The sequence below is a fragment of the Candidatus Saccharibacteria bacterium oral taxon 488 genome (assembly GCA_005697215.1).
Lineage (GTDB): Bacteria > Patescibacteriota > Saccharimonadia > Saccharimonadales > Saccharimonadaceae > Nanosynbacter.
The window spans coordinates 568,325-587,956 of record CP040003.1 but is presented as its reverse complement, the minus strand read 5'-3'; the positions used below and the strand labels follow the sequence as shown (position 1 = coordinate 587,956).

The following is a 19,632-nucleotide window of genomic DNA, read 5'->3' as shown; positions in this document are numbered from 1 at the left end:
ATCATGAATCAGCAATCACATCGCGCCCTCGCCATCAAACCTGCCGACACGGTTGTGTTTACGGCGATGTCAAAGAAATATTTTTACATGAGATTTTTCGTAACGAAATTTGCACTCGAACAAGGCGTTGTACCAATCAATCCGTTTACCAGTTTTGACTATTTTCTACTCGACGCGGTGGAGCGTGACACGGTGCGGCGCGCCAATAATACGCTGGTGGCGCGCGCTGATGAGCTCTGGGTATTTGGCGACATCGCTGATGGCGTGCGGGCGGAAATAATCCAAGCTTGGCAGCAGCAGAAAACCGTTCGATTTTTTGCGTTTCGTGATGATAAGCATATTTACGAAGTTGAGATTGGCGAATTGGTTTATGAAGATGGCGTTGAAACATTAACCCAACGGAGGTAACTAGATGATCCGATTTTACTTACAAAAGTTAGTTCGCGACAAAGTGGTAAAAAAGTGCCTGGATGATCCAGAATTTTTGCATACGGAGTACCGGACATTAGACAAGCAAGCGTTTCGCCGCGAGCTGCTCCGCAAGGTTCACGAGGAGGTAGATGAGATTCCGCTGGATGATAATCAGCGTGATGAATCGCTCAAAGAGCTGGCTGATTTGCAAGAAGTCGTTGACGCGCTGCGCCAGGCCTTTGGCTTTTCTATAGAGCAAGTTCAAGAAGAAATGGTGCGTAAAAAGCAGGATAATGGTGGCTTTGATAATCGGCACTATATTGAATACAATGATTTTACGGATGACAGTAGATGGGTGGAAATACTGCGCGCCCAGCCAGGGAAGTATCGTGAAGAAACAGTGGATATCGAAAAGCAGAGCCATCATATGGGGGTCAGCAAGGGTACGTACAGGCATGGCAAATCAGGCAAGCTATACGAGGTAATCGGCCTAGCCTTAGAAACTGAGACAGCAGAACTCCTGGTGATTTACCGACCTCTCTATGAAAATGAATATGAACTATTTGCCCGCCCTGCCAGTATGTTTACGGAAACAATAGTACTGGACGGGAAATCTGTGCCACGATTTCAGAAAATCACCTCCAAAACTCGGGTGTGAGTGTGATGAAGGTAGTTACGTTTATCACTAGCAATCAACACAAAGCAGATGCTCTAGCGCGTGTGCTGGGCTTGCCACTAACGCACCAGGTAGTTGATTTAATGGAGATTCAATCAACGAGCTTGGAAGAGATTGTTGAGCATAAGGTTCGCCAGGCGTATGTGGTCGCCAAATGTCCGGTTCTGGTCGAGGATGTGGCGCTTGAGTTTACAGCGCTCGGTGGACTGCCGGGTCCGTTTATCAAGTTTTTTGTCGAGGCGCCGAACGGCTTAGAGAATCTCTGTCGGATACTCGATAGCTTTGACGACCGATCGGCAGTAGCGGCATGTGTGTTTGGCTACTGCGACGGCCAGCGGATCAAGTTATTTCGCGCTGAACTTCATGGCGCCATCTCTGAGCATCCCATAGGCGATGGCGGCTTTGGCTGGGATAAAATATTTTGCCCGGATGGCTACGAGGGTAAAACTCGTGCCGAATTAACGCCAGATGAGGACGCTGGCACTTTCAAACCAATTGCTGCTGTCCGTCAATTTCTCACCACACTTGAATAAATACATGCTATTATTTATATATGAAAGTGATCTATCTAGCTGGCAAAAATCTCGACAGGGCGAATCGCGTGGCAAAAACCCTAGAGGATTCCGGCTATAGTATTCCGTGTAATTGGTACTATAATTACAAAGATGACGAGACAAATTTCGGCCCGGAAGATGAAGTTCAGGCTGTTCGTTCTGCCGATGTTTTGGTATATCTATGGGAATCCGACCAGGAGAGCGCACGCTACGAAGTTGGCATGGCGATAGCGCTTGGTAAACCAGTGGTCGTCGTTCATGATAACCCGAAATGGTTTTTACAACTACCAAACGTTCGTGCGGTCTCACGGGATGAGGATATTATAAAGGCGCTGAGTGAGGTTGGTTGACGAAGGATTCCCTATGGCAAAACCAGTGCTACGGCTACACTAAAATAAGAAATGCTATAATAAACCCCATGACAAAACACATCAATCTCGTCACTGGTAACCCACGTAAAATCGAGGAAGCGACAGCCACGCTGAGTCAATACGACATAGCGGTGGAGATTATTAATCTAGATATTGATGAGATCCAGCACCGTGATCCATTGAAAATTACCGAGGCTAAGGTTCGGGCAGCGTACGAGAGGGCTGGCAAGCCGGTTGTTGTCAACGATAGTAATTGGGAAGTGCCCGCGCTCGGCGGCTTTCCGGGTGGCTATATGAAGGATATCGCGCACTGGTTGACGCCCGAGGATTTTTTGGCGCTGCTACGCGATAAAGACGATTGGCAGATTATCCTCCATGATATTGTCGCCTATTACGACGGGCATACTCTACAGACATTTATCTTTGATCAGCCGGGGAAGTTTGTCGCTCTGCCGCGTGGCAAGAGTGGTGCGTCGGTCAACAAGATTATTACGATGGATGGCAGTAACGGCCTGACGATGTCCGAGGTGTTTGATCGGCGCGACCAAGGCTTGGCGGTTAGAACCGACACGCTGCAGCAATGGCATCAATTTGCGCAGTGGTATGTCACCCAGTAGCCTTCGTTGCTAGGCGTGTACCCCGCGCCATGCTGGCAGTGATGAGCGTGGCGCCGATCACGTCATCAACGCTGGAGCCGCGCGATAAGTCGCTGATCGGTCGGGCAAAACCCTGCAAGATTGGCCCGTACGCATGACCGCCGGCCAGGTGTTCTGCTAACTTATACGCGATATTGCCAGAATCAAGATTAGGAAACACAAGGACATTAGCCTGACCAGCAACCGGACTGTCCGGTGATTTTTTCTGGCCGATAGTCGGGACGATTGCCGCGTCTAATTGCAGTTCGCCATCAATTGATATATCGGGCCGCTCTGTTTTGACGAGTTGTAGGGCCTGCGTGACGAGCTCGACACTGTCGCCACCAGCGCTGCCTTTCGTTGAGTATGACAGCATAGCCACGCGTGGCTCCCAGCCGAGCGACGCCGCACTATCCGCTGAGGCCACAGCAATTGCCGCCAGTTGTTCGGCGTTTGGCTGAATGTTCATGCCGCAGTCGGCAAAGAGGAGCAGACCCTGTTCGCCGCCCTGAAACTGTGGAATGTCTATCACGAAAAAGCTGGATGCATACCGAACATCGGGCGCCAGTCCAACAATTTTCAGCCCAGCTCGGAGCACGTCTTTCGTTGGATGATCAATTCCAGCCACCATAACGTCAGCCTCGCCGCTCGTTAGCATCGTTGCACCGCGACTGATAGCGTCCTCTTTTCCATCAAGCAGCACCGGCTGCACCGCGCCGCTTTCTTCTAGTGCGCGCGCTGCCTGCTGGATGATGTGATTATCGCCCTCAGGAAATACCACGCGCGGCGGGTTTAAAGCTAAAATTTTTGCTAAGTCTCGTATGTGCTGATTCATGAGTATAGTATAATGGAACTATGAACGAATTGACAATTAAACGAGCATCCCACATCGCCGAATCTGATGTGGCAGACATTACTAACCTCATCGCGGCACTCACCAGCAAGCCACATCCGGCTGATGCCGAGCTGTTACAGCAGATCATTGACTCGCCAAGTCATGTGTTGTTATTGGCGCGACTATCGGGCAAAGTTGTCGGCATGGCAACGGCGGCACTGCTACTTGGGCCAGCTGCTGGGCGCAAAATTTACCTTGATGATTTTGTGACTGACCCAACGGTACAGGGCAAGGGTGTCGGTTCTCGACTCTGGGACGCTGTCATTGACTGGGGCCGCGAGCAGGGCGCTCAAAAACTGGAGTTTACATCGCGCCCAGAACGTGAAGCGGCGCAGCGATTCTACTTGAAAAAAGGCGCGGTCGTGCGTAGCACTAATGCCTTCGCTAAACAATTGTAGGTAAATATTGATCAAACCCCTTGTGCTTTTTAACAAAAAAGCGCATAATATCGTCAGAGCTGGTACGCATAGGGGCGTTTCCTATGCTGCCATCCAAAACAAACACACGAAATTGCCCCGGGTGGGCGCGTAACAGCTCTTTTTTGTTCGTCAAGTAGCGCGTTTGATAGCGCTTATGGTATGATAAAGGGGATGTTCAAGAAGTCGTTTGAGAAAAAAATGATACGCTATGTCCGGCAATTTTTTGCCGACCATGCTGATGTCAAGTTGATCGCAGTGACCGGGAGTGCCGGTAAAACGAGTGCCAAAACAGCGATCGCTACTGTGCTATCGCAGCAGTTTGCTGTCGCCATGCACGCTGCTGAGCCAACGTCGCACTTACAAACGCTCCTGCAAATCATGGGCGTGCGCTACCCCGAGAATCGTCCGGAGGAGAAGTGGGGATTTTGGCACCGCCGCAAGATGATGCGAGCTGTCAAGAAACGTGCTCGCGCCGAGCATCCCGAAGCTCATGTCATCGTCCAAGAATTCAGCCCGATGCAGCCTGGTTTTAATGCATGGTTTCAGCAGGTTATTTTGCCGGACATGGCCGTTGTGACGTCAGTCACCTCTGGCCGCATGCGGGTTGAACATACCGTCGAAGAGGTAGCTGGCGAGATGTTGACATTGGCGAATAATGCTCGCTTTGCGGCTATTAACCGTGATGATATCGACGGTCGATTTGCCGCATTTTTGACGAATCCCCAGATGACGACATATGGTACCAGCGAGGTCGCTGAGTATTATTTTGAGCAGCATGATTTCTCGCTGGAGCACGGTTATGTCGGCAAGATTATCGGCCCGGAATATCCTAATGGCATCGCAGTGACGCTGCCGCTGCTTGGTGAGCATAATCTGCGACCAGCCGTCGTGGCGATGCTCGCCGGGGTGCGGATGGGTATGACGAAAGAGTTGATTGAAAAGGGCTTGAGTCAGTTACTTCCGCTGCCGGGTCGGATGCAAGTGCTTCGCGGCGCGGATCAGACGATTCTGATTGATGATAGCTATAGCTCGTCGCCGCTGACGGCATTGTCAGCACTACAAACGCTGTACAGTCTCGAGGTGCCGCAGCGTATCGTGGTGTTTGGTAATATGAATGGGCTACGCAAGGATACGCAGGCCGGTCATGCGAAGCTCGGCGCCCAGTGCTCACCGGACGAGCTGGATTGGGTAGTGACCGTTGGCGAGATGGCTAATCAATACCTGGCGCCGGTAGCACGTCGTCGCGGCTGTCAGGTCAAGGAGTGTCGTGATGCGCTGATGGCCGGCGGATTTGTGCGCGAAAAACTTCATGCGGGCGGCGTGGCTCTCTTCAAAGGTTCGAGCGGGGGTGTTTGGCTCGAGGAAGCGATTAAAATTAACCTGCACAGCACCGAGGATGAGAAAAAATTAGTGCGCCAGTCACCTGACTGGATTAAGCGAAAAAATGAATTTTTCTCGCGCTTTCGCGGATAGCGATACAATGAAAGTATAACGAGGAGAAATATGGACGACAAGGGTACGAATAGTAAGAAAACACCAGCGGATAAAGCCGCTGCGTCAACACCGCCGGCAGCGTCGCAGTCGACGGGCACATCAAGCTCATCACAGTCGACAACGACTCCGCCTGCACAGGCTGATCAGCCTGCGTCGACGCCGGCACGACCAGCATCGCCGACATCGCAACCACCGATCATGAATTCGGTTATGCCGCCAAAAAAGAAAACCGGCCTCATCGTCGGTATTGTTACCGGCTCGGTTGTATTGCTGCTGGCTATTGCTGCGGTACTGTTGTACTTTTTCTGGTGGCAAGATCCGCAGAGGATGGTAACTGATGCAGTGATTAATTCATTTCAGACCAAAAAGGTGGTTTCCTCGGGTAAACTCGTCATGAATCTCGGCAACGGTAATCGTATTGATGTCAAGCTCAAAGCCGCTGCTGACCCACCAAAATCAAAAACCGAGGCTACCATTACATTAGCGATCAACGGCATGGAGATCCAGCAAGACGTCATCCTCACAATGGTGGCTGACGGCAAAGGCACGATTTATATTAAGAGCGAACATCTAAAAGATATCGTGCGCCAGATGGTAGAGACGATCATCAAGGCTCGAAGCCGGGGGATGCTACCAGATACGCAGTCGACGATGGTACGCGACCAGATCCTCAAACAGCTTGATGAAAAACTTAACAAAATTGAAGGCAAGTGGCTTAAGGTATCATTTGATGAGCTTGGAGCATCACATACAAACAAAGACACGTGCTCTCAAGAAATCTTTGATTTAATCAATAATGACCAGCAGGTGCGTAGCGAACTGATCAACGCGTATCGCAAAAACAGCTTTGTGACGGTCAAAAAGGACGCTAAGGTCGAGCCGCGTGATGGTGCGCCTGGTTTTGAAATTGATTTAGCTTCAGACGGTAAAATGTCAGACAGACTACGCGCATTTATCGATTCTCTGGGGGATACGAAACTTGGCAAGAAAATTAAAGAGTGTTATGGCGATAAAGTATTCAATACAGCAAATAAAACTACGTCATCGAAGAGGTTGCCCACTATACGCATCTGGGTCAATCCGTGGTCGCACCAGCTTAAAGCGATCGAAATCAAGGCGCGCGGCTCAGATGGCGACAAGGATCGGGATCTCACTATGGACATGACGTTCGACTACAGTAAGTCAGAGCAAATTGATATACCGTCAGACGCCGATAATCTTAAATCAGTACTTCGGGATTTTGCCGGCTCATCACCAATACCGCCGCCGTTTGCTAGGGGTGGTGCCTCTACGGATGAGAACGATGAAGACGCCGACACTAGCGTCGAGAGATGATATACTAAGGAGTATGAAACGCTACAATCCGACGGAAATTGAGAAAAAATGGCAAGATAAATGGGAGGCTGACGGCACCTACGTCACCGACCTTAGTGATACGACGCGCCCAAAGTACTACAGTCTCAGTATGTTGCCTGGTATCACTGGAGCCGGTATTCACATCGGTCACGGTCGGACGTTTCAGTTTGCCGACATTAAAGCGCGCCTCAAGCGCCAACAGGGCTATAATACTTATCATCCAATTGGTTGGGACAGCTTCGGACTGCCAGTGGAAAATTACGCTATCAAGGTTGGTAAAACGCCGCGGGTAGCACATGACGAAGCTAAGGCTCATTTCATTGCTCAGTTGAAGCGCCTCGGCTTTAGTTATGATTGGTCAAAGGAGATTTCTACTGCCGACCCTGAGTATTACAAGTGGACTCAGTGGATTTTTACGCAGCTATACAAGCACGATTTGGCGTACCAGAAGGAGCAGCTACAATGGTGGTGCGATACCGACAATACGGTGCTAGCTAACGAGCAGGTTGAGGGCGGCAAATGTTGGCGCTGCGGCAATCCTGTCACCAAGCGCAACCTCAAGCAGTGGTTTTTCCGTATTACGGCCTATGCCGATGAGATTTTGGAGGCGACTGACGACTTGGATTGGACGGAAATGGTCAAAACTATGCAGAAAAATTGGATCGGTCGGTCGGTCGGTGCGGAGGTTGAGTTTGCGGTTGAAGGCTGCGACGATGTCATCACTGTTTTCACTACGCGCCCTGACACACTGTTTGGTGCGACGTATGTGGCACTGGCACCAGAGCATCCGTTAGTATCCCAGTTGGTCAATGCCGACACGCGGGCCAAGGTTGAAGCGTACATCCAAGCAGCCCAGCAAAAGTCTGACGTTGAACGTCAGGAAAACAAAGACAAAACCGGCGTCTTTACTGGCAGTTACGCTATCAATCCAGTCAACGGACAGAAAGTGCCAATTTGGGTGGCTGACTACGTACTGAGTGGCTATGGCACAGGTGCGGTCATGGCAGTGCCAGCGCATGATGAACGCGACTTTGCCTTTGCTGAGAAATTTGATCTACCAATTGTTCAAGTAGTTGACAAGCCGGAGGATTCGGCAGATGTTGGTTGCTACACTGGTGAAGGTGAATTGATCAATTCTGGGCAATTCGACAGTACGCGTAGTGAGGATGCCCGCGAGCAAATCGTAGCGTGGCTGGAACAACAGGGTTCTGGTCGTGGTAAAACTACTTACAAAATGCGCGATTGGCTGATTTCTCGCCAGCGGTACTGGGGTGCGCCAATTCCGATGGTTCATGTTGACGGTTTCGGGCCAATAGCTGTGGCGGACGAATGTTTGCCGGTGATTTTGCCAGAGGTCGAGAACTTCAAGCCGACGGGCGGTAATACGTCGGTCCTAGCGCAAGTTGATGATTGGGTGCGCGTGTGGGTTGACGTCGAGACGGGTAAAACCGCGCCGATTACTGAGCCAAAGCCCGCGGGTGACAATTGGCATGAAGGCCGACGCGAAACGGACACATTGGATGGCTATGCCTGCTCCAGTTGGTATTTCCTGCGTTATCTTGACCCGCACAATGACGCCGAGGCGTGGGATCCAGAGCGCATTAATCACTGGATGCCAGTTGATTATTACAATGGCGCCGATCATGCGGTAGCACACCTATTGTATAGCCGTTTTTGGATGCGATTTTTCTATAAACTGGGCTTGGTGCCAACACCCGAGCCGTTCAAGCGGATGATGTATAACGCCTACATCATGGCGCCAGACGGTCAAAAAATGTCCAAATCTAAGGGCAACGTCATCGACCCGATGGAGATTATGGATAGCGGCTACGGTGCCGATGCACTGCGTGTTTACGAGATGTTCATCGCGCCGTACGATATGGATGCACCGTGGGATCCGCGCGGGGTGCCGGGGACGTATCGGTTCTTAAACCGAGTGTGGAATTTGGTACAGGAGTTTGTTGAGGCGGCTACATTACCTCCTCTGACAGAGGCTGTGAAGTGTTCGCGAATAGCGGACGCTTCAGCCGAACGCTCGCGAGAAATCTCCAGTGGAGATTTGAGCGAAGAGTGTACTCTGGAAGAGGATGGTGATGTAGTTGCGGAGCTGTTGCGCCTCACTCACCTCACTATCAAGAAAGTCACCCGCGATATCGAGGACGAAAAATTCAATACGGCAGTGGCGGCGATGATGGAAATGGTCAATGGCTTGTATAAAATTAAAGAAGCGCAGGGTATTCAAGCATCAGCAACGTGGCGGTTTACCTTGGAGAGTTTGCTACAAATCTTAGCACCATTTGCACCGCACATCACCGAAGAATTGTGGCATGAATTGGGCCATACTGATACCATTCACGTCAATCACTGGCCAAAGTGGGATGAGAAATATCTGGTGAGTGATACGATGACCATCATCGTTCAGGTCAATGGCAAGCTTCGATCAAAGTTAGAGCTGCCGGTTGATGCCGATAAAGAGGCGATTGAGCAGCGGGCGCTGGATGATGAAAAAGTTCGTGCCTATCTCAATGCCCGGGCACCGAAAAAGGTGATTTATGTACTGGGGAAGTTGGTGAATATTGTTGTCTAGATGTATTAATACTGCTAAGTACTAAGTAGGGAAGCTCCTTGGCTGTTAATACATACGAGGTTGTCTTTGTTGTTGGGATCTAGTCCTATTCCGGGCATGGCTTGGCCAGCAGTGCTTTCGGTTATGCAAATCCACGGTCCACTGTTCGGGTTGTCATTACGCCAGACGCCATCAGTCACAGAGACTTCTAGTTTCCCCGTTGACGTAAAAGTTGCTAAAAGGTTATCATCGGTAACTCCGCCGGTATCGCGTATCTGGGCGCCGCCTTCCACGATAAGGGTTCCGGTGTCGGTAATATGATTCATTGATTCCTTCTCGGCACTACCTAAGTGCTGGGCGGTAAGGTTACACCCAAATGTAACCATTGCCACGCCTACGGCCGCAGCGCCCACTTTAGCTAATGTGCCGCGCCGCCTCGCTGCCTGCTCTGGTGTTTTTGGAGTTGTCTCAGCGATCCAGTTGTGTAATAAATTGCTCATCGTAAAATATCCTTGCTTAGTGGTTGGGTATGATGTCTTTAATAATATCATAAACACTCAATAAAGTCAATAACTCACTGCCACCACCTCACATCCCCTTGAGAAATCTATCAAAAACCAGTATAATGAAGCCCAAGTGTTACGATAAACTGAAATAAAGGAGATTTTTCTATGGCACAACCAAAAAAGCAGAGTAGCCCGCGCAAGACCGGTCTGCGTCGCAGCCACTTGGTACTGAAATTAGCACGCCGCGTCAACGGGACGTCACCGGTGAAAGTCAAGACGACCAAGCGTGAGACTGGTAATAAGAGCGCAAAATAAACTAACACGAACAGGAACGTTTTTGTCATGGCTTCAAACCGTCATTTAGGACGAATCGTCGCGTTGCAGACGTTATACGAGATTGAGTTTCGCCAGGAAGTTGGCGACAGCGAGGTTGATGTCGCCGATATCTTGACGCGCAATCTTGAGAAATACAAATCATCAGTCGATGATGTTGAGTTTGTACGAAGTCTGATCGATGGCGTCACCACGCATAAAGCAGAGCTTGATGATAAGCTTCGTCCGCTGGCGCCAGAATGGCCAATTGAGCAGATATCGCGAATTGACCGGACGGTACTACGGCTCGGGCTGTATGAATTATTGTTTTCTCGGGCGGCGGTGCCACCAAAAGTGGCTATCAACGAAGCAGTGGAACTAGCAAAAACGTTTGGTTCGGATAACTCAGGGAAATTTGTGAACGGTGTGCTCGGCACAGCGTATCGCTCCCTTCAAGAGGATGCCGATGAAGACAAGCAGCTTTGATCATATTAAGAAATATTTTGGCGGTCGCAAAAAACCGTCGATCCAAGAAATAGTTCGCGAACCAACTGCTGGCGGCGTGGTGTTTCGACGCAATAAAAAGGGTGATGTTGAGTTTCTGCTCTACCAAGACGCGCGGGATCGCTGGACAATTCCCAAAGGTCACGTTGAACCGGGCGAGACAGCGCAGGCCGCCGCCAAGCGTGAGGTTGGTGAGGAAGCTGGCCTCAAGAACATCGAGGTGTGCGGTTGGCTGGGCAAAATTAATTTTCGCTACCGCCGACTCGATAAGTTAGTGTTGATTTCGCAGCAAGTGTACCTGATGAAGGCGCTTGATCCGGATGAAAAACTGCAAAAAGAAGACTGGATGAATGGCCTGGCGTGGTTTACCTTTCATGAAGCGCTGGATGAAATTGAGTATGAGGATATTGGCAAGCTAATTCTGCTCGCCATGAAACGAATCAGGCAGGAGAATCTATAAATGAGCGGGATGAACACGGCGCCGTATCAGGAGTTTGCGCGTGAGAAGTTGGGATTTGAGTTTAATAATTTGGATCTGTTGATTACGGCTTTGACGCATCGTAGCTACGTTAATGAACACAGAAAATCAGTCCACGAGCATAACGAACGGTTGGAATTCCTCGGTGATGCGGTGTTGGAGCTAGCGGTAACGGAATATTTGTTTACGCATTTTTCTGAGCCGGAAGGAGTTTTGACGGCGTGGCGGGCGGCGTTGGTGCGCACAGAAAGTATCGGCGATGCGGGCGATAAATTAGGTTACGGGCCGCTGATTCGCATGTCAAAGGGCGAGAAAAATGGTTCAGACCGGGCGCACTTGCAGATTCTAGCTAATGCGTTTGAGGCGGTGATCGGTGCGATTTATCTGGAGCGCGGCTTTGATGATGCGCGCGATTTTATTCATAAGCATATTATCGTTAAGCTAGATGGAATTTTGGAATCAGGCAGCTGGCGCGATCCGAAGTCGTATTTGCAGGAAATTTCTCAGCGTGTTGATGGTCAGACGCCGGTGTATAAAGTTTTGAGTGAGGAAGGGCCAGATCATGATAAGGTATTTACGCTTGGGGTATTCGTTGGTGAAACGATGATGGGTCGCGGTACTGGCCCTTCCAAGCAAGTGGCTCAGCAGCAAGCTGCCCGTCAAGCAATCGCTCGATATCGGGCAGCGAATTCTGAATAGTGATTATATCTTTTCTCAGCGCCTAACCGGTGTTATAATCAAAAGGATGAGTAACACAATTTTTAAACGTACCAAGATCCTAGCGACTGTCGGTCCGGCAACGATGAGTCAGGATAAAATTAGTCAACTTATGCAGGCCGGTGTCAATGGCTTTCGTCTGAATTTTAGCCACGGTAGTTATGATGAGCGGCGTGAGCAAATCGACTGGATTCGCACGGCCAGTCATGAGCAGGGTAAACCAGTTGCTATTCTCCAAGACCTTCAAGGTCCAAAAATCCGCCTCGGCGTTCTCAAAGACAACATGCTGACGGTGCGGGCTGGTGATATGCTGACGCTTGATTCGTCGATTACAGAACACGATGGAAGCTTTAATCTACCTGTCCAATATAACCTCGCTGAGAAAATGAAAGTTGGCGAGCCGCTGTATATGTTTGATGGCAAGATCAAGTCGATCGTTCGTGAAATTGCTGGCCCAACGGCTATCAAGGTGGAGGTGCAGAATGACGGATTTTTGATGAGCCGTAAAGGGTTGAATCTGCCAGATACCGATTTTGGTGGTGACATCTTGACGCCAAAAGATATCGCCGATATTGAGTGGGCAGCCAATCAAGATTTTGATTATGTAGCGCTTAGTTTTGTACAGACAGAGGACGACATTATCGATCTGCGCTCGCGGCTGACGGCGCTGGGTTCGGATGCGTATATCATTGCCAAAATCGAGACTAAGTCAGCGATCTCTGATGAGCATCTGGAGGAGATCGTCAAGGCGAGTGACGGCATTATGGTGGCACGTGGCGACTTGGCGGTTGAAGCCGGGGCGGAGATCGTGCCAGTTATCCAACGGCGTATTATCGCTCTTTGTCGTAAATATTCTAAGCTCAGCATCGTCGCCACGCAGATGATGGGCAGCATGGTTGACAATCCTGAGCCATCTCGCGCCGAAGTGAGCGACGTTGCCAATGCGGTCATCCAGGGTGCCGACACGGTGATGTTGTCTGATGAAACGGCCAACGGTAAATATCCGATCGAGACAGTGCAGGCGATGCGTCGGACGATTATGTACACCCAGGAGCACAGTGATGTCATGGCAGTTGAGTCGGGTGAAAAGCGTCGCAAGCATGATGCGCTGCTCAGTTACACAGCGGCGCGGTTGGCTACTGAACTTAAGGCGCGAGCAATTATTGCTGAGACCAGCACCGGTGTGACCGCAGTGAATGTCGGTGCTTTTCGACCGAATATGCCGATTATTAGCGTCACTGATAGCCAAAAAACGGCCCAGAAATTAGCGTTAAGCTACGCTACGCGCTCATACGTTCGCCCAAGTGGTCTGGGTTCGGCGAATAAATTAGCAGAGGAATTGAAGGCCGAAGGTTACTTTGGCGAGGATCCAGTGACGTTGGTATTGGTCAGCGGCCATCAACCGGGCCGGCCGGGCAAGACCGACAATATCCAGATCCGGACAATGGAGTAGGACGAGAAAAGGGTGGGCAGATTTTTCAAGCAGACAATTCATGACGTTAATCTCCGCGGGCTAACCGTCCTGGTGCGGGTTGATTATAATGTGCCCTTGACTGCGACTGGTGGGATTGCCAGCGACTTACGAATTCGCGCCAGTTTGCCGACTCTATGCTATCTATTGGAGCAACGCTGCAAGATTGTTTTGATGAGTCACCTCGGGCGGCCAAAGGGGGTCGACCCGGCATACAGCCTGCGTCCAGTGGCACGTCGACTGGCTGAGCTGCTTGGGCGGCCGGTGCAGTTTATTGATAGCTGTGTCGGTGATCAGCTGCGCCAAGCAGTGCGACATATGGCGGCTGGCGACGTGCTGATGCTAGAAAATCTGCGGTTTTATGACGAGGAGTCGCGTGACGATATGGTGTTTGCCAGGGCAATTGCTCGGGCGGTGCGGCCGGATTATTTTGTGCAGGATGGTTTTGCGGTGGTACATCGAGCTCACGCCAGTACCCATGCGATTACGCTATATGTTCCGGGGCTGGCTGGTGACCTATTGGTGCATGAATACACCACGCTAACCGCAGCGATGTCACGTCCAGCACGCCCCCTAGTGGCAATTATTGGCGGTGTGAAAATTGCTGATAAGATTGCGCTGATTGAGCGGCTGATTGATAAAGCCGACACGATCCTTATCGGTGGGGCGATGGCCAACACCTTCCTCGCCTATCGCGGCCATAGGATGGGCCACAGTACAGTTGAGCTGGATCAAGAGCAAGTGCTGGCGGCCATCTACCGCCGTGCTGCCGAGAAAGTTGGTGGTGAGCGGGTCGATCAGTTTTTGCGGCTGCCTAGTGATGTAGCGGTGGCTTTGTCACCAGAAACATCGGGCGATCGCTATGAAGTGTCGGTTGATGGGATCGGTGACGATGAGATGGCGCTAGATATTGGCACTGAGACAATGGCGCAATTCGCCTCAGTGATTGCCTCGGCCAAAACAGTCATTTGGAATGGGCCGCTGGGATACTCGACTAATCCGTTGTTTGCCCGAGGGTCGGCCCGGGTAGCCGAAGCCATCGTACAAAATCGTGGCGTTACCTCAATCATTGGCGGCGGCGATACGGCGGAGTTTGTCCTTGGGTGGGATGGGCATGACGGCAAGCGATTTTCGCATATTTCTACCGGTGGCGGGGCTAGTCTCGAGCTGATGAGCGGTAAAAAATTACCAGGTGTGGAAAGTTTACTAGACGCGCACGGACTAAAATGATACACTAAACATAAGCATTATGACGCGAAAAACACTCATTATCGGCAACTGGAAGATGAACCTCACCATGCATGAGGCCAGTTTGTATTTACATAAGCTGATGGAGCAGCTGCCGGTACACCGCGACGTCGAGGTGGTGGTGGCGCCAACGATGTTGACACTGCAGAGTTTGAGCTTGCAAATCAAGCGTCGGATCGTCAAGCTCGCCGCCCAGAATTGCTACTGGCGCGACCATGGTCCGTATACCGGCGAGGTGCCAGCGTCACACCTACACGGTATGGTCGATTATGTCATCATCGGTCATTCCGAGCGGCGACATATATTTATGGAGAGCGACAAGGATATTCGTTTCAAGGTGCAGGCGGCACTGCGTAATCGGCTGCAGCCGATTCTCTGCATTGGTGAAACGGCGCACGAGCGGACGCTAGGCGAAACGCGCGAGGTGCTCCAGGATCAGATTGTAAACGGTCTCGCCAATATAACAGCCGAGGAGGTAGACCATGTGGTGATCGCCTACGAACCGGTCTGGGCGATCGGTAGCGGTGAGTATGCGCAGCCGAGCGATCTTATGAAGGCGCTTAGGGTAATTCGCCAGCAAATTACGCATTTATTTGGTAAAGAAGCAGCCGAGACGGTGCGCGTGGTGTATGGCGGCAGTGTTTCGGTTGACAGCGCCGGTGATTACCTTGCGGTGGCGGGACTTGATGGATTATTGATCGGCGGAGCGAGTCTGGACGCATATCAATTTACGGAGATAGTAAAAAAGGCGCATAAGGAATAGGGGGGCTTATGTCAGACATTGATTTTGACGAACTTGATCGGGCGGTGACGTCACTGATGCAAAAGCGGGCAGAGAAAGAAGCGGCTCAGCAGGCGGCTGATGTTGATGCGGACGTGGCGACATCGACAACATCTGTGACTAGCGCCACTGAAGATGCGGTGAACGTGTCGTCGCCTGAACCTGGTCAACCTAGCGCCTCCGCTTCTCAGCCTAAGCCAGTAGCGACACCTCCGGTCACGCCGCCAAGCCCTCAACCCCAGCCAGTTGCGCCGCAGCCTACGGTGTCATTGTCGACGCCGCCGAGCGCACCAGTGGCTGCCGCCCCACAACCGATTGAGAAGCCGGAACCGACGTCGATGCGGCCGTCGCTGTCTTCGTCGGTAACACCAGTGGCCCCTGCTTCGTCAACCTCACCGTCGCCTGCCACCACGCCATCAACGCCGATTCCGCCATTGACCATCAAGCCGCTAACGCCTCCGTCGCCGACTGCTACACCAACAGCGACGCCAGCACCGCCGTCGACGCTCGTGTCTGCACCTGCAGCTCCATCTCCATCTCCATCTCCATCTCCAGCTTCAGCCATAGCAACCGTACCCGCATCCGAGCCAACGAGTGACGATACAAGCAAGCCGCCATCCCCGGCCAAGACAACACAATCATCAGCCCTATCGGACACTCCAAGTGCGCCGCCAGCGGCTGCAGCAACACCAGTACCGACTGCTGTCCCGATTTCTGTTACAAGGCCAGAGCCAAAGTCTGTCTCGAAGCTGACGCTCGAGCCGATACCGTCGTTCAAGACAACCTCGTCGCCTGCCTCGCCATCGCCTGCCTCGACACCAGCACCGTCGACCCAGTCAACAACCTCGGAGCCTAATAATGATAAGCCACAAGATAAGTCACGGGCTGAATCACCGGCTTCGCCACAAAAATCATCTACCGAGACGACTTCGTCGTCGGCGGAGGTTAACGGCTTCCCACACGCTGCCTCAGAGACTAAACCGGCTGTGGTATTTCCAGATATCAAAACACCAGATAAAAAGGCAGACGACCAACCCGCCTCAGACGCGCCGCAGGATAAAGTGGCCGATACGTCAGCAGCAAAACCAACTGACGATTCCTCTGATACAGAACGCGGTAACGAGTCAACTGTCGCTCCCTCACCAGCTATTTCGCGTCGACCATCTGGCCGTTTCATGGACGTTGTACATCCGTCGTCCGTCATGCGCGGGCATAGCGTTTCTCAGTCGCGCACCGGCGTGACGCTTCAGCCGACTGGTTCGTATCTCTCCGGTCGGACTGGTAATGACGGCCAGCAGGGTGTTAACATGGCTGAAACTACTGAGGACACGTCAAGTGATATGATGGCAGATGATAGCACCGCTCACTCATCGGTAGCTGATCGCGAGATCAAGCGTCGACCACCACGTCTCGTTCTGCAGCCCGATCCATCGCATGTGGCCGAAGGTCTAACGTCAGACAATGTGTCGCTCAATACCAAGGACGTGCCTGATTATGAATCAATGGCGAGTGAAGCCGAGGCTAGCACTGACAGCGCCTTTATCGAGGAGGGCTTGCTGGCAGAGGACGCTCCGGCTAAGGCAGCCGATAGTGAAGGGCTGACCATGGATGAGTTGACGGCCGATGATGATCATCTGGTGACGGATGCGGCGGCTGGAGACGAGGTAGTAGAACATCGTGATGAGGCGGCTGATACTGACATTGCTGCTGATCGTACGAGTCTTGAAGCAACCATTGATGAAATTAAAGCCAGCGAGGTCAGTGAGCAGCTCGACGCAGATGCTACATCGGTAGGCGCTTCATCCAAGCAGTCCGCCACTGATACATCGGAGCTAGACAGTGAGCTGATGGCGATTGAGCCGATGGACGAAAGTGATGCTGAGACAGTTGATAAGACGCCACGTCGACCGCACACTCCGGGCGATATTCCTCAGCAATACACCGCCGGTGACGAGATCGCACCAGATCCAGAGCCGATGTTTGATGCGGCAGCCAGCCAGCCAGCCACCGGGGAAGCGCTCCAGCCTGATAAGAAAAAATCTGGCATCGGGACGATTCTATTGATCATTCTCTTTGCCCTTATCGGCGTTGGTGGCGGTGCGGCAGCGTACTTTTTCCTGCTATACTATAAGTAATGGACATCCTATCTGAGCTCAATCCTGAACAGCGGCGAGCCGTCCAGCATGATGGCGGGCCGCTGCTTATTTTGGCGGGAGCGGGGAGTGGTAAGACAAAAACCTTAACGCATCGCATTGCCTATCTGATCAGCCAGCAAGGGATTTTTCCCAGCCGCATCTTGGCGGTAACCTTCACCAACAAGGCTGCTCGAGAGATGCGCCAGCGCTTGGCTGATATGCTGGGTGAAGACGCCTCGGATCGACGGTTTATGCCATGGATGGGGACATTTCATAGTATGTGTGTGCGACTACTACGGATGGACGGAGCGTCGATTGGCCTCGGTCGTAATTTTATTATTTATGATGAAGATGATCGGCTGGGTCTGATCAAGCAGTTGATGAAATCGCGCGGGCTGACTGATCGCGACATCAAGCCGCGCCGCATTGCTGCGGCTATTTCTGCGGCAAAAAATGATATGCTCTCACCCGATGAGTATACGATGCAGGCGGTCGGCCCCGTTAAACAGCAAATAGCCGAATTATTTGCCGTATACGAGGCCGCTATGCACCGGGCCGGGGCGCTCGATTTTGATGATTTACTACTCAGGGCGGTGGAGCTGCTGCACCAGTCGCCCGACATTCGCCACAAATGGCAGCAGCAATTTCGCCACATTCTCATTGACGAGTACCAGGATACCAATGCGGTGCAGTACGCACTGATCAAGCTGCTAGTCGGTCCAGAGCGCAACCTCTGTGTGGTCGGTGATGATGCGCAATCAATTTATAGTTTTCGCGGCGCAGATTATACCAATATTCTTCATTTTGAGCGTGACTTTCCGGGTGCGGCAGTGATTAAACTAGAGCAAAACTATCGCTCGACGGGCGCGATTTTAACGGTGGCAAATAACTTAATCCAACATAACACCCAGCGCACCGACAAGAACCTCTGGACAGAAGCGGTTGGCGGGATGACACCGCAATTATGGCAACTGTACAGCGAGGCTGAGGAGGCGCAAGCAGTGGCTGACGAAATTTATCGCCAGGCCAAGATGGGCCGAGCCTATAGCGACATGGCGGTGTTGTATCGCACCAATGCCCAGAGCTACGCCATAGAGCGCGCGCTGCGTCAACGGCACATCCCGTATAAGATTGTGGGCGATCTGCGGTTTCTGGATCGAGCAGTCGTCAAGGACGTACTGGCGTATCTTCGGTTATTATATCAACCCAGTGACCGCGTTAGCTTCGCGCGGATCGTTAACCTGCCAAAGCGCGGTATCGGCGCAGTGAGCGTGGCGAAATTTCTCGACTGGACCGATCAGTCGGGTCGGAATATTATTGAGGGGCTAGTGGCGGTTGATGAGGCTACAGAGTTGACGACTCGTGCCAAGCGGTCGCTACAGGCATTCGGTCAATTGCTGCAGAAATTACAACAATTGCTTAACAGCGCACCGGCTGAGGTGATTGAACAAATTATTGAGCAGACTGGCTATGGTGAAGCAGTGAATGATGGCAGTGTGCAGGCTGAAGAGCGGCTGGGAAACCTCGGTGTTTTGGTGGCCGAGGCGCGCGCCTATGCCGACGTGTCGACATTCCTCGAAGATATGGCGTTGATGTCGTCAAGCGATGACCAAGCGGACCAGGAAGTAACCTTGATGACGCTGCACGCTACGAAGGGCTTGGAGTTTCCGGTGGTGTTTATGACTGGCTTGGAGGAGGGGATCCTGCCGCATGCACGGGTATTTGATAGCGGCAAGGCGGACGACATTGAGGAGGAGCGCCGCCTCTGTTACGTGGGGATTACGCGGGCCCGAGAGGTGCTGTTTGTGACCTGTGCTAGTTCACGGACGCAGTTTGGTCAGATCGGCTATAATCTGCCGTCGCGATTTCTCGATGAGATGGGGCTGATGAGCGGTGGTCTGGATGCACCTGCCGCGCCGCCATCCGACGATGCGTTTTATACTGATGACATAGGTCTAGAGGTCGGTGATCGGGTGCGAAGCCCACAATTTGGTGCGGGTGAGGTGGTGGATGTTGACGGGATGGCGGTGACGGTGCAATTTGATGACGGTAATACGAAGAAGCTTAATGTAGAATTCGCCAGATTAGAGAAAATTTGATATA

At 51.8% G+C, this 19,632-nt stretch carries 20 protein-coding genes; 17 read left to right on the top strand and 3 right to left on the bottom strand.

The features are described 5' to 3' along the window. Nucleotides 1-3 precede the first annotated feature (3 nt). From FBF24_03100 to FBF24_03080, 5 genes are all read left to right on the top strand, one after another. Nucleotides 4-408: a hypothetical protein gene (locus FBF24_03100; protein QCT40861.1), complete on the top strand. Its 405-nt coding sequence runs from the start codon at nucleotides 4-6 to the stop codon at nucleotides 406-408. A gap of 430 nt (nucleotides 409-838) precedes the next feature. Beyond that, nucleotides 839-1,069: a DUF1653 domain-containing protein gene (locus FBF24_03095; protein ID QCT41174.1), complete on the top strand. Its 231-nt coding sequence runs from the start codon at nucleotides 839-841 to the stop codon at nucleotides 1,067-1,069. A gap of 5 nt (nucleotides 1,070-1,074) precedes the next feature. Beyond that, the gene (locus FBF24_03090) at nucleotides 1,075-1,620 is read left to right on the top strand and encodes a non-canonical purine NTP pyrophosphatase (GenBank protein ID QCT40860.1); all 546 of its coding nucleotides are present in this window, start codon (nucleotides 1,075-1,077) and stop codon (nucleotides 1,618-1,620) included. Between the two features lie 20 nt (nucleotides 1,621-1,640). Beyond that, the gene (locus FBF24_03085) at nucleotides 1,641-1,991 is read left to right on the top strand and encodes a hypothetical protein (GenBank protein QCT40859.1); all 351 of its coding nucleotides are present in this window, start codon (nucleotides 1,641-1,643) and stop codon (nucleotides 1,989-1,991) included. A 68-nt stretch (nucleotides 1,992-2,059) separates the two neighbouring features. Next, nucleotides 2,060-2,629, top strand: a complete 570-nt coding sequence (locus tag FBF24_03080) for a hypothetical protein (GenBank protein QCT40858.1) — start codon at nucleotides 2,060-2,062, stop codon at nucleotides 2,627-2,629. On the opposite strand, the gene FBF24_03075 is transcribed toward FBF24_03080, so the two are convergent. Continuing rightward, on the bottom strand, nucleotides 2,619-3,482 hold the full coding sequence (locus FBF24_03075; protein ID QCT40857.1) for a phosphate acetyltransferase: 864 nt from the start codon (nucleotides 3,480-3,482) through the stop codon (nucleotides 2,619-2,621). The two genes, FBF24_03080 and FBF24_03075, sit on opposite strands and share 11 nt — an antisense overlap. Before the next feature lie 20 nt (nucleotides 3,483-3,502). Here FBF24_03075 and FBF24_03070 point away from each other — a divergent pair, with 20 nt between their 5' ends. The 4 genes from FBF24_03070 (at nucleotide 3,503) to FBF24_03055 (ending at nucleotide 9,398) form a co-directional block, all read left to right on the top strand. Then, complete coding sequence (locus FBF24_03070; GenBank protein ID QCT40856.1) at nucleotides 3,503-3,940, top strand: GNAT family N-acetyltransferase; 438 nt, start codon at nucleotides 3,503-3,505, stop codon at nucleotides 3,938-3,940. 180 nt (nucleotides 3,941-4,120) lie between these two features. Then, nucleotides 4,121-5,434, top strand: a complete 1,314-nt coding sequence (locus FBF24_03065; protein QCT40855.1) for a hypothetical protein — start codon at nucleotides 4,121-4,123, stop codon at nucleotides 5,432-5,434. Between the two features lie 30 nt (nucleotides 5,435-5,464). Further along, nucleotides 5,465-6,790 carry a hypothetical protein gene (locus FBF24_03060; protein ID QCT40854.1) on the top strand — a complete coding sequence of 442 codons (1,326 nt, stop codon included), beginning with the start codon at nucleotides 5,465-5,467 and terminating at the stop codon, nucleotides 6,788-6,790. 13 nt (nucleotides 6,791-6,803) lie between these two features. After that, nucleotides 6,804-9,398: a leucine--tRNA ligase gene (locus FBF24_03055; protein QCT40853.1), complete on the top strand. Its 2,595-nt coding sequence runs from the start codon at nucleotides 6,804-6,806 to the stop codon at nucleotides 9,396-9,398. 14 nt (nucleotides 9,399-9,412) lie between these two features. Here the strand turns inward: FBF24_03055 and FBF24_03050 are convergent, their stop codons facing one another. Then, on the bottom strand, nucleotides 9,413-9,877 hold the full coding sequence (locus FBF24_03050; protein ID QCT40852.1) for a hypothetical protein: 465 nt from the start codon (nucleotides 9,875-9,877) through the stop codon (nucleotides 9,413-9,415). A 348-nt stretch (nucleotides 9,878-10,225) separates the two neighbouring features. On the opposite strand from FBF24_03050, the gene nusB reads away from it, so the two are divergent. From nusB to FBF24_03020, 6 genes are read left to right on the top strand one after another with little or no spacing between them, the layout of a single operon-like run. After that, nucleotides 10,226-10,681, top strand: coding sequence for a transcription antitermination factor NusB (gene nusB, locus FBF24_03045; protein ID QCT40851.1), 456 nt, complete (start codon nucleotides 10,226-10,228; stop codon nucleotides 10,679-10,681). Beyond that, on the top strand, nucleotides 10,656-11,159 hold the full coding sequence (locus FBF24_03040) for an NUDIX domain-containing protein (protein QCT40850.1): 504 nt from the start codon (nucleotides 10,656-10,658) through the stop codon (nucleotides 11,157-11,159). Before nusB ends, FBF24_03040 begins: the two co-directional genes overlap by 26 nt. Beyond that, the gene (gene rnc / locus FBF24_03035; GenBank protein ID QCT40849.1) at nucleotides 11,160-11,876 is read left to right on the top strand and encodes a ribonuclease III; all 717 of its coding nucleotides are present in this window, start codon (nucleotides 11,160-11,162) and stop codon (nucleotides 11,874-11,876) included. A 46-nt stretch (nucleotides 11,877-11,922) separates the two neighbouring features. Then, nucleotides 11,923-13,347: a pyruvate kinase gene (pyk, locus tag FBF24_03030; protein ID QCT40848.1), complete on the top strand. Its 1,425-nt coding sequence runs from the start codon at nucleotides 11,923-11,925 to the stop codon at nucleotides 13,345-13,347. A 12-nt stretch (nucleotides 13,348-13,359) separates the two neighbouring features. Next, the gene (locus tag FBF24_03025) at nucleotides 13,360-14,595 is read left to right on the top strand and encodes a phosphoglycerate kinase (GenBank protein QCT40847.1); all 1,236 of its coding nucleotides are present in this window, start codon (nucleotides 13,360-13,362) and stop codon (nucleotides 14,593-14,595) included. 16 nt (nucleotides 14,596-14,611) lie between these two features. Continuing rightward, entirely contained in the window at nucleotides 14,612-15,376 is a 765-nt protein-coding gene (locus tag FBF24_03020) for a triose-phosphate isomerase (GenBank protein ID QCT40846.1), read from the top strand. Nucleotides 15,377-15,626: 250 nt separating this feature from the next. On the opposite strand, the gene FBF24_03015 is transcribed toward FBF24_03020, so the two are convergent. Continuing rightward, a complete protein-coding gene (locus FBF24_03015; GenBank protein QCT40845.1) occupies nucleotides 15,627-16,571 on the bottom strand; it encodes a hypothetical protein in 945 nt (314 codons plus the stop codon). Between FBF24_03015 and FBF24_03010 the strand changes: the two genes are divergently transcribed. Continuing rightward, complete coding sequence (locus FBF24_03010; protein ID QCT40844.1) at nucleotides 16,570-17,529, top strand: hypothetical protein; 960 nt, start codon at nucleotides 16,570-16,572, stop codon at nucleotides 17,527-17,529. The genes FBF24_03015 and FBF24_03010 overlap by 2 nt on opposite strands. Nucleotides 17,530-17,534: 5 nt before the next feature. Then, complete coding sequence (locus tag FBF24_03005; protein QCT41173.1) at nucleotides 17,535-19,628, top strand: ATP-dependent DNA helicase PcrA; 2,094 nt, start codon at nucleotides 17,535-17,537, stop codon at nucleotides 19,626-19,628. The last annotated feature ends 4 nt before the right edge of the window (nucleotides 19,629-19,632 follow it).

Excerpts from the sequence above, each read along its gene's own strand:
- rnc (QCT40849.1), top strand. The coding sequence starts at position 11,160 with ATGAGCGGGATGAACACGGCGCCGTATCAGGAGTTTGCGCGTGAGAAG.
- FBF24_03010 (QCT40844.1), top strand. The coding sequence starts at position 16,570 with ATGGACGTTGTACATCCGTCGTCCGTCATGCGCGGGCATAGCGTTTCT.
- FBF24_03080 (QCT40858.1), top strand. The coding sequence starts at position 2,060 with ATGACAAAACACATCAATCTCGTCACTGGTAACCCACGTAAAATCGAG.
- FBF24_03070 (QCT40856.1), top strand. The coding sequence starts at position 3,503 with ATGAACGAATTGACAATTAAACGAGCATCCCACATCGCCGAATCTGAT.
- pyk (QCT40848.1), top strand. The coding sequence starts at position 11,923 with ATGAGTAACACAATTTTTAAACGTACCAAGATCCTAGCGACTGTCGGT.
- FBF24_03040 (QCT40850.1), top strand. The coding sequence starts at position 10,656 with ATGCCGATGAAGACAAGCAGCTTTGATCATATTAAGAAATATTTTGGC.
- FBF24_03060 (QCT40854.1), top strand. The coding sequence starts at position 5,465 with ATGGACGACAAGGGTACGAATAGTAAGAAAACACCAGCGGATAAAGCC.
- FBF24_03055 (QCT40853.1), top strand. The coding sequence starts at position 6,804 with ATGAAACGCTACAATCCGACGGAAATTGAGAAAAAATGGCAAGATAAA.
- FBF24_03095 (QCT41174.1), top strand. The coding sequence starts at position 839 with ATGGGGGTCAGCAAGGGTACGTACAGGCATGGCAAATCAGGCAAGCTA.
- FBF24_03085 (QCT40859.1), top strand. The coding sequence starts at position 1,641 with ATGAAAGTGATCTATCTAGCTGGCAAAAATCTCGACAGGGCGAATCGC.
- nusB (QCT40851.1), top strand. The coding sequence starts at position 10,226 with ATGGCTTCAAACCGTCATTTAGGACGAATCGTCGCGTTGCAGACGTTA.
- FBF24_03090 (QCT40860.1), top strand. The coding sequence starts at position 1,075 with ATGAAGGTAGTTACGTTTATCACTAGCAATCAACACAAAGCAGATGCT.
- FBF24_03015 (QCT40845.1), bottom strand. The coding sequence starts at position 16,571 with ATGAAACGGCCAGATGGTCGACGCGAAATAGCTGGTGAGGGAGCGACA.
- FBF24_03050 (QCT40852.1), bottom strand. The coding sequence starts at position 9,877 with ATGAGCAATTTATTACACAACTGGATCGCTGAGACAACTCCAAAAACA.
- FBF24_03065 (QCT40855.1), top strand. The coding sequence starts at position 4,121 with ATGATAAAGGGGATGTTCAAGAAGTCGTTTGAGAAAAAAATGATACGC.
- FBF24_03075 (QCT40857.1), bottom strand. The coding sequence starts at position 3,482 with ATGAATCAGCACATACGAGACTTAGCAAAAATTTTAGCTTTAAACCCG.
- FBF24_03100 (QCT40861.1), top strand. The coding sequence starts at position 4 with ATGAATCAGCAATCACATCGCGCCCTCGCCATCAAACCTGCCGACACG.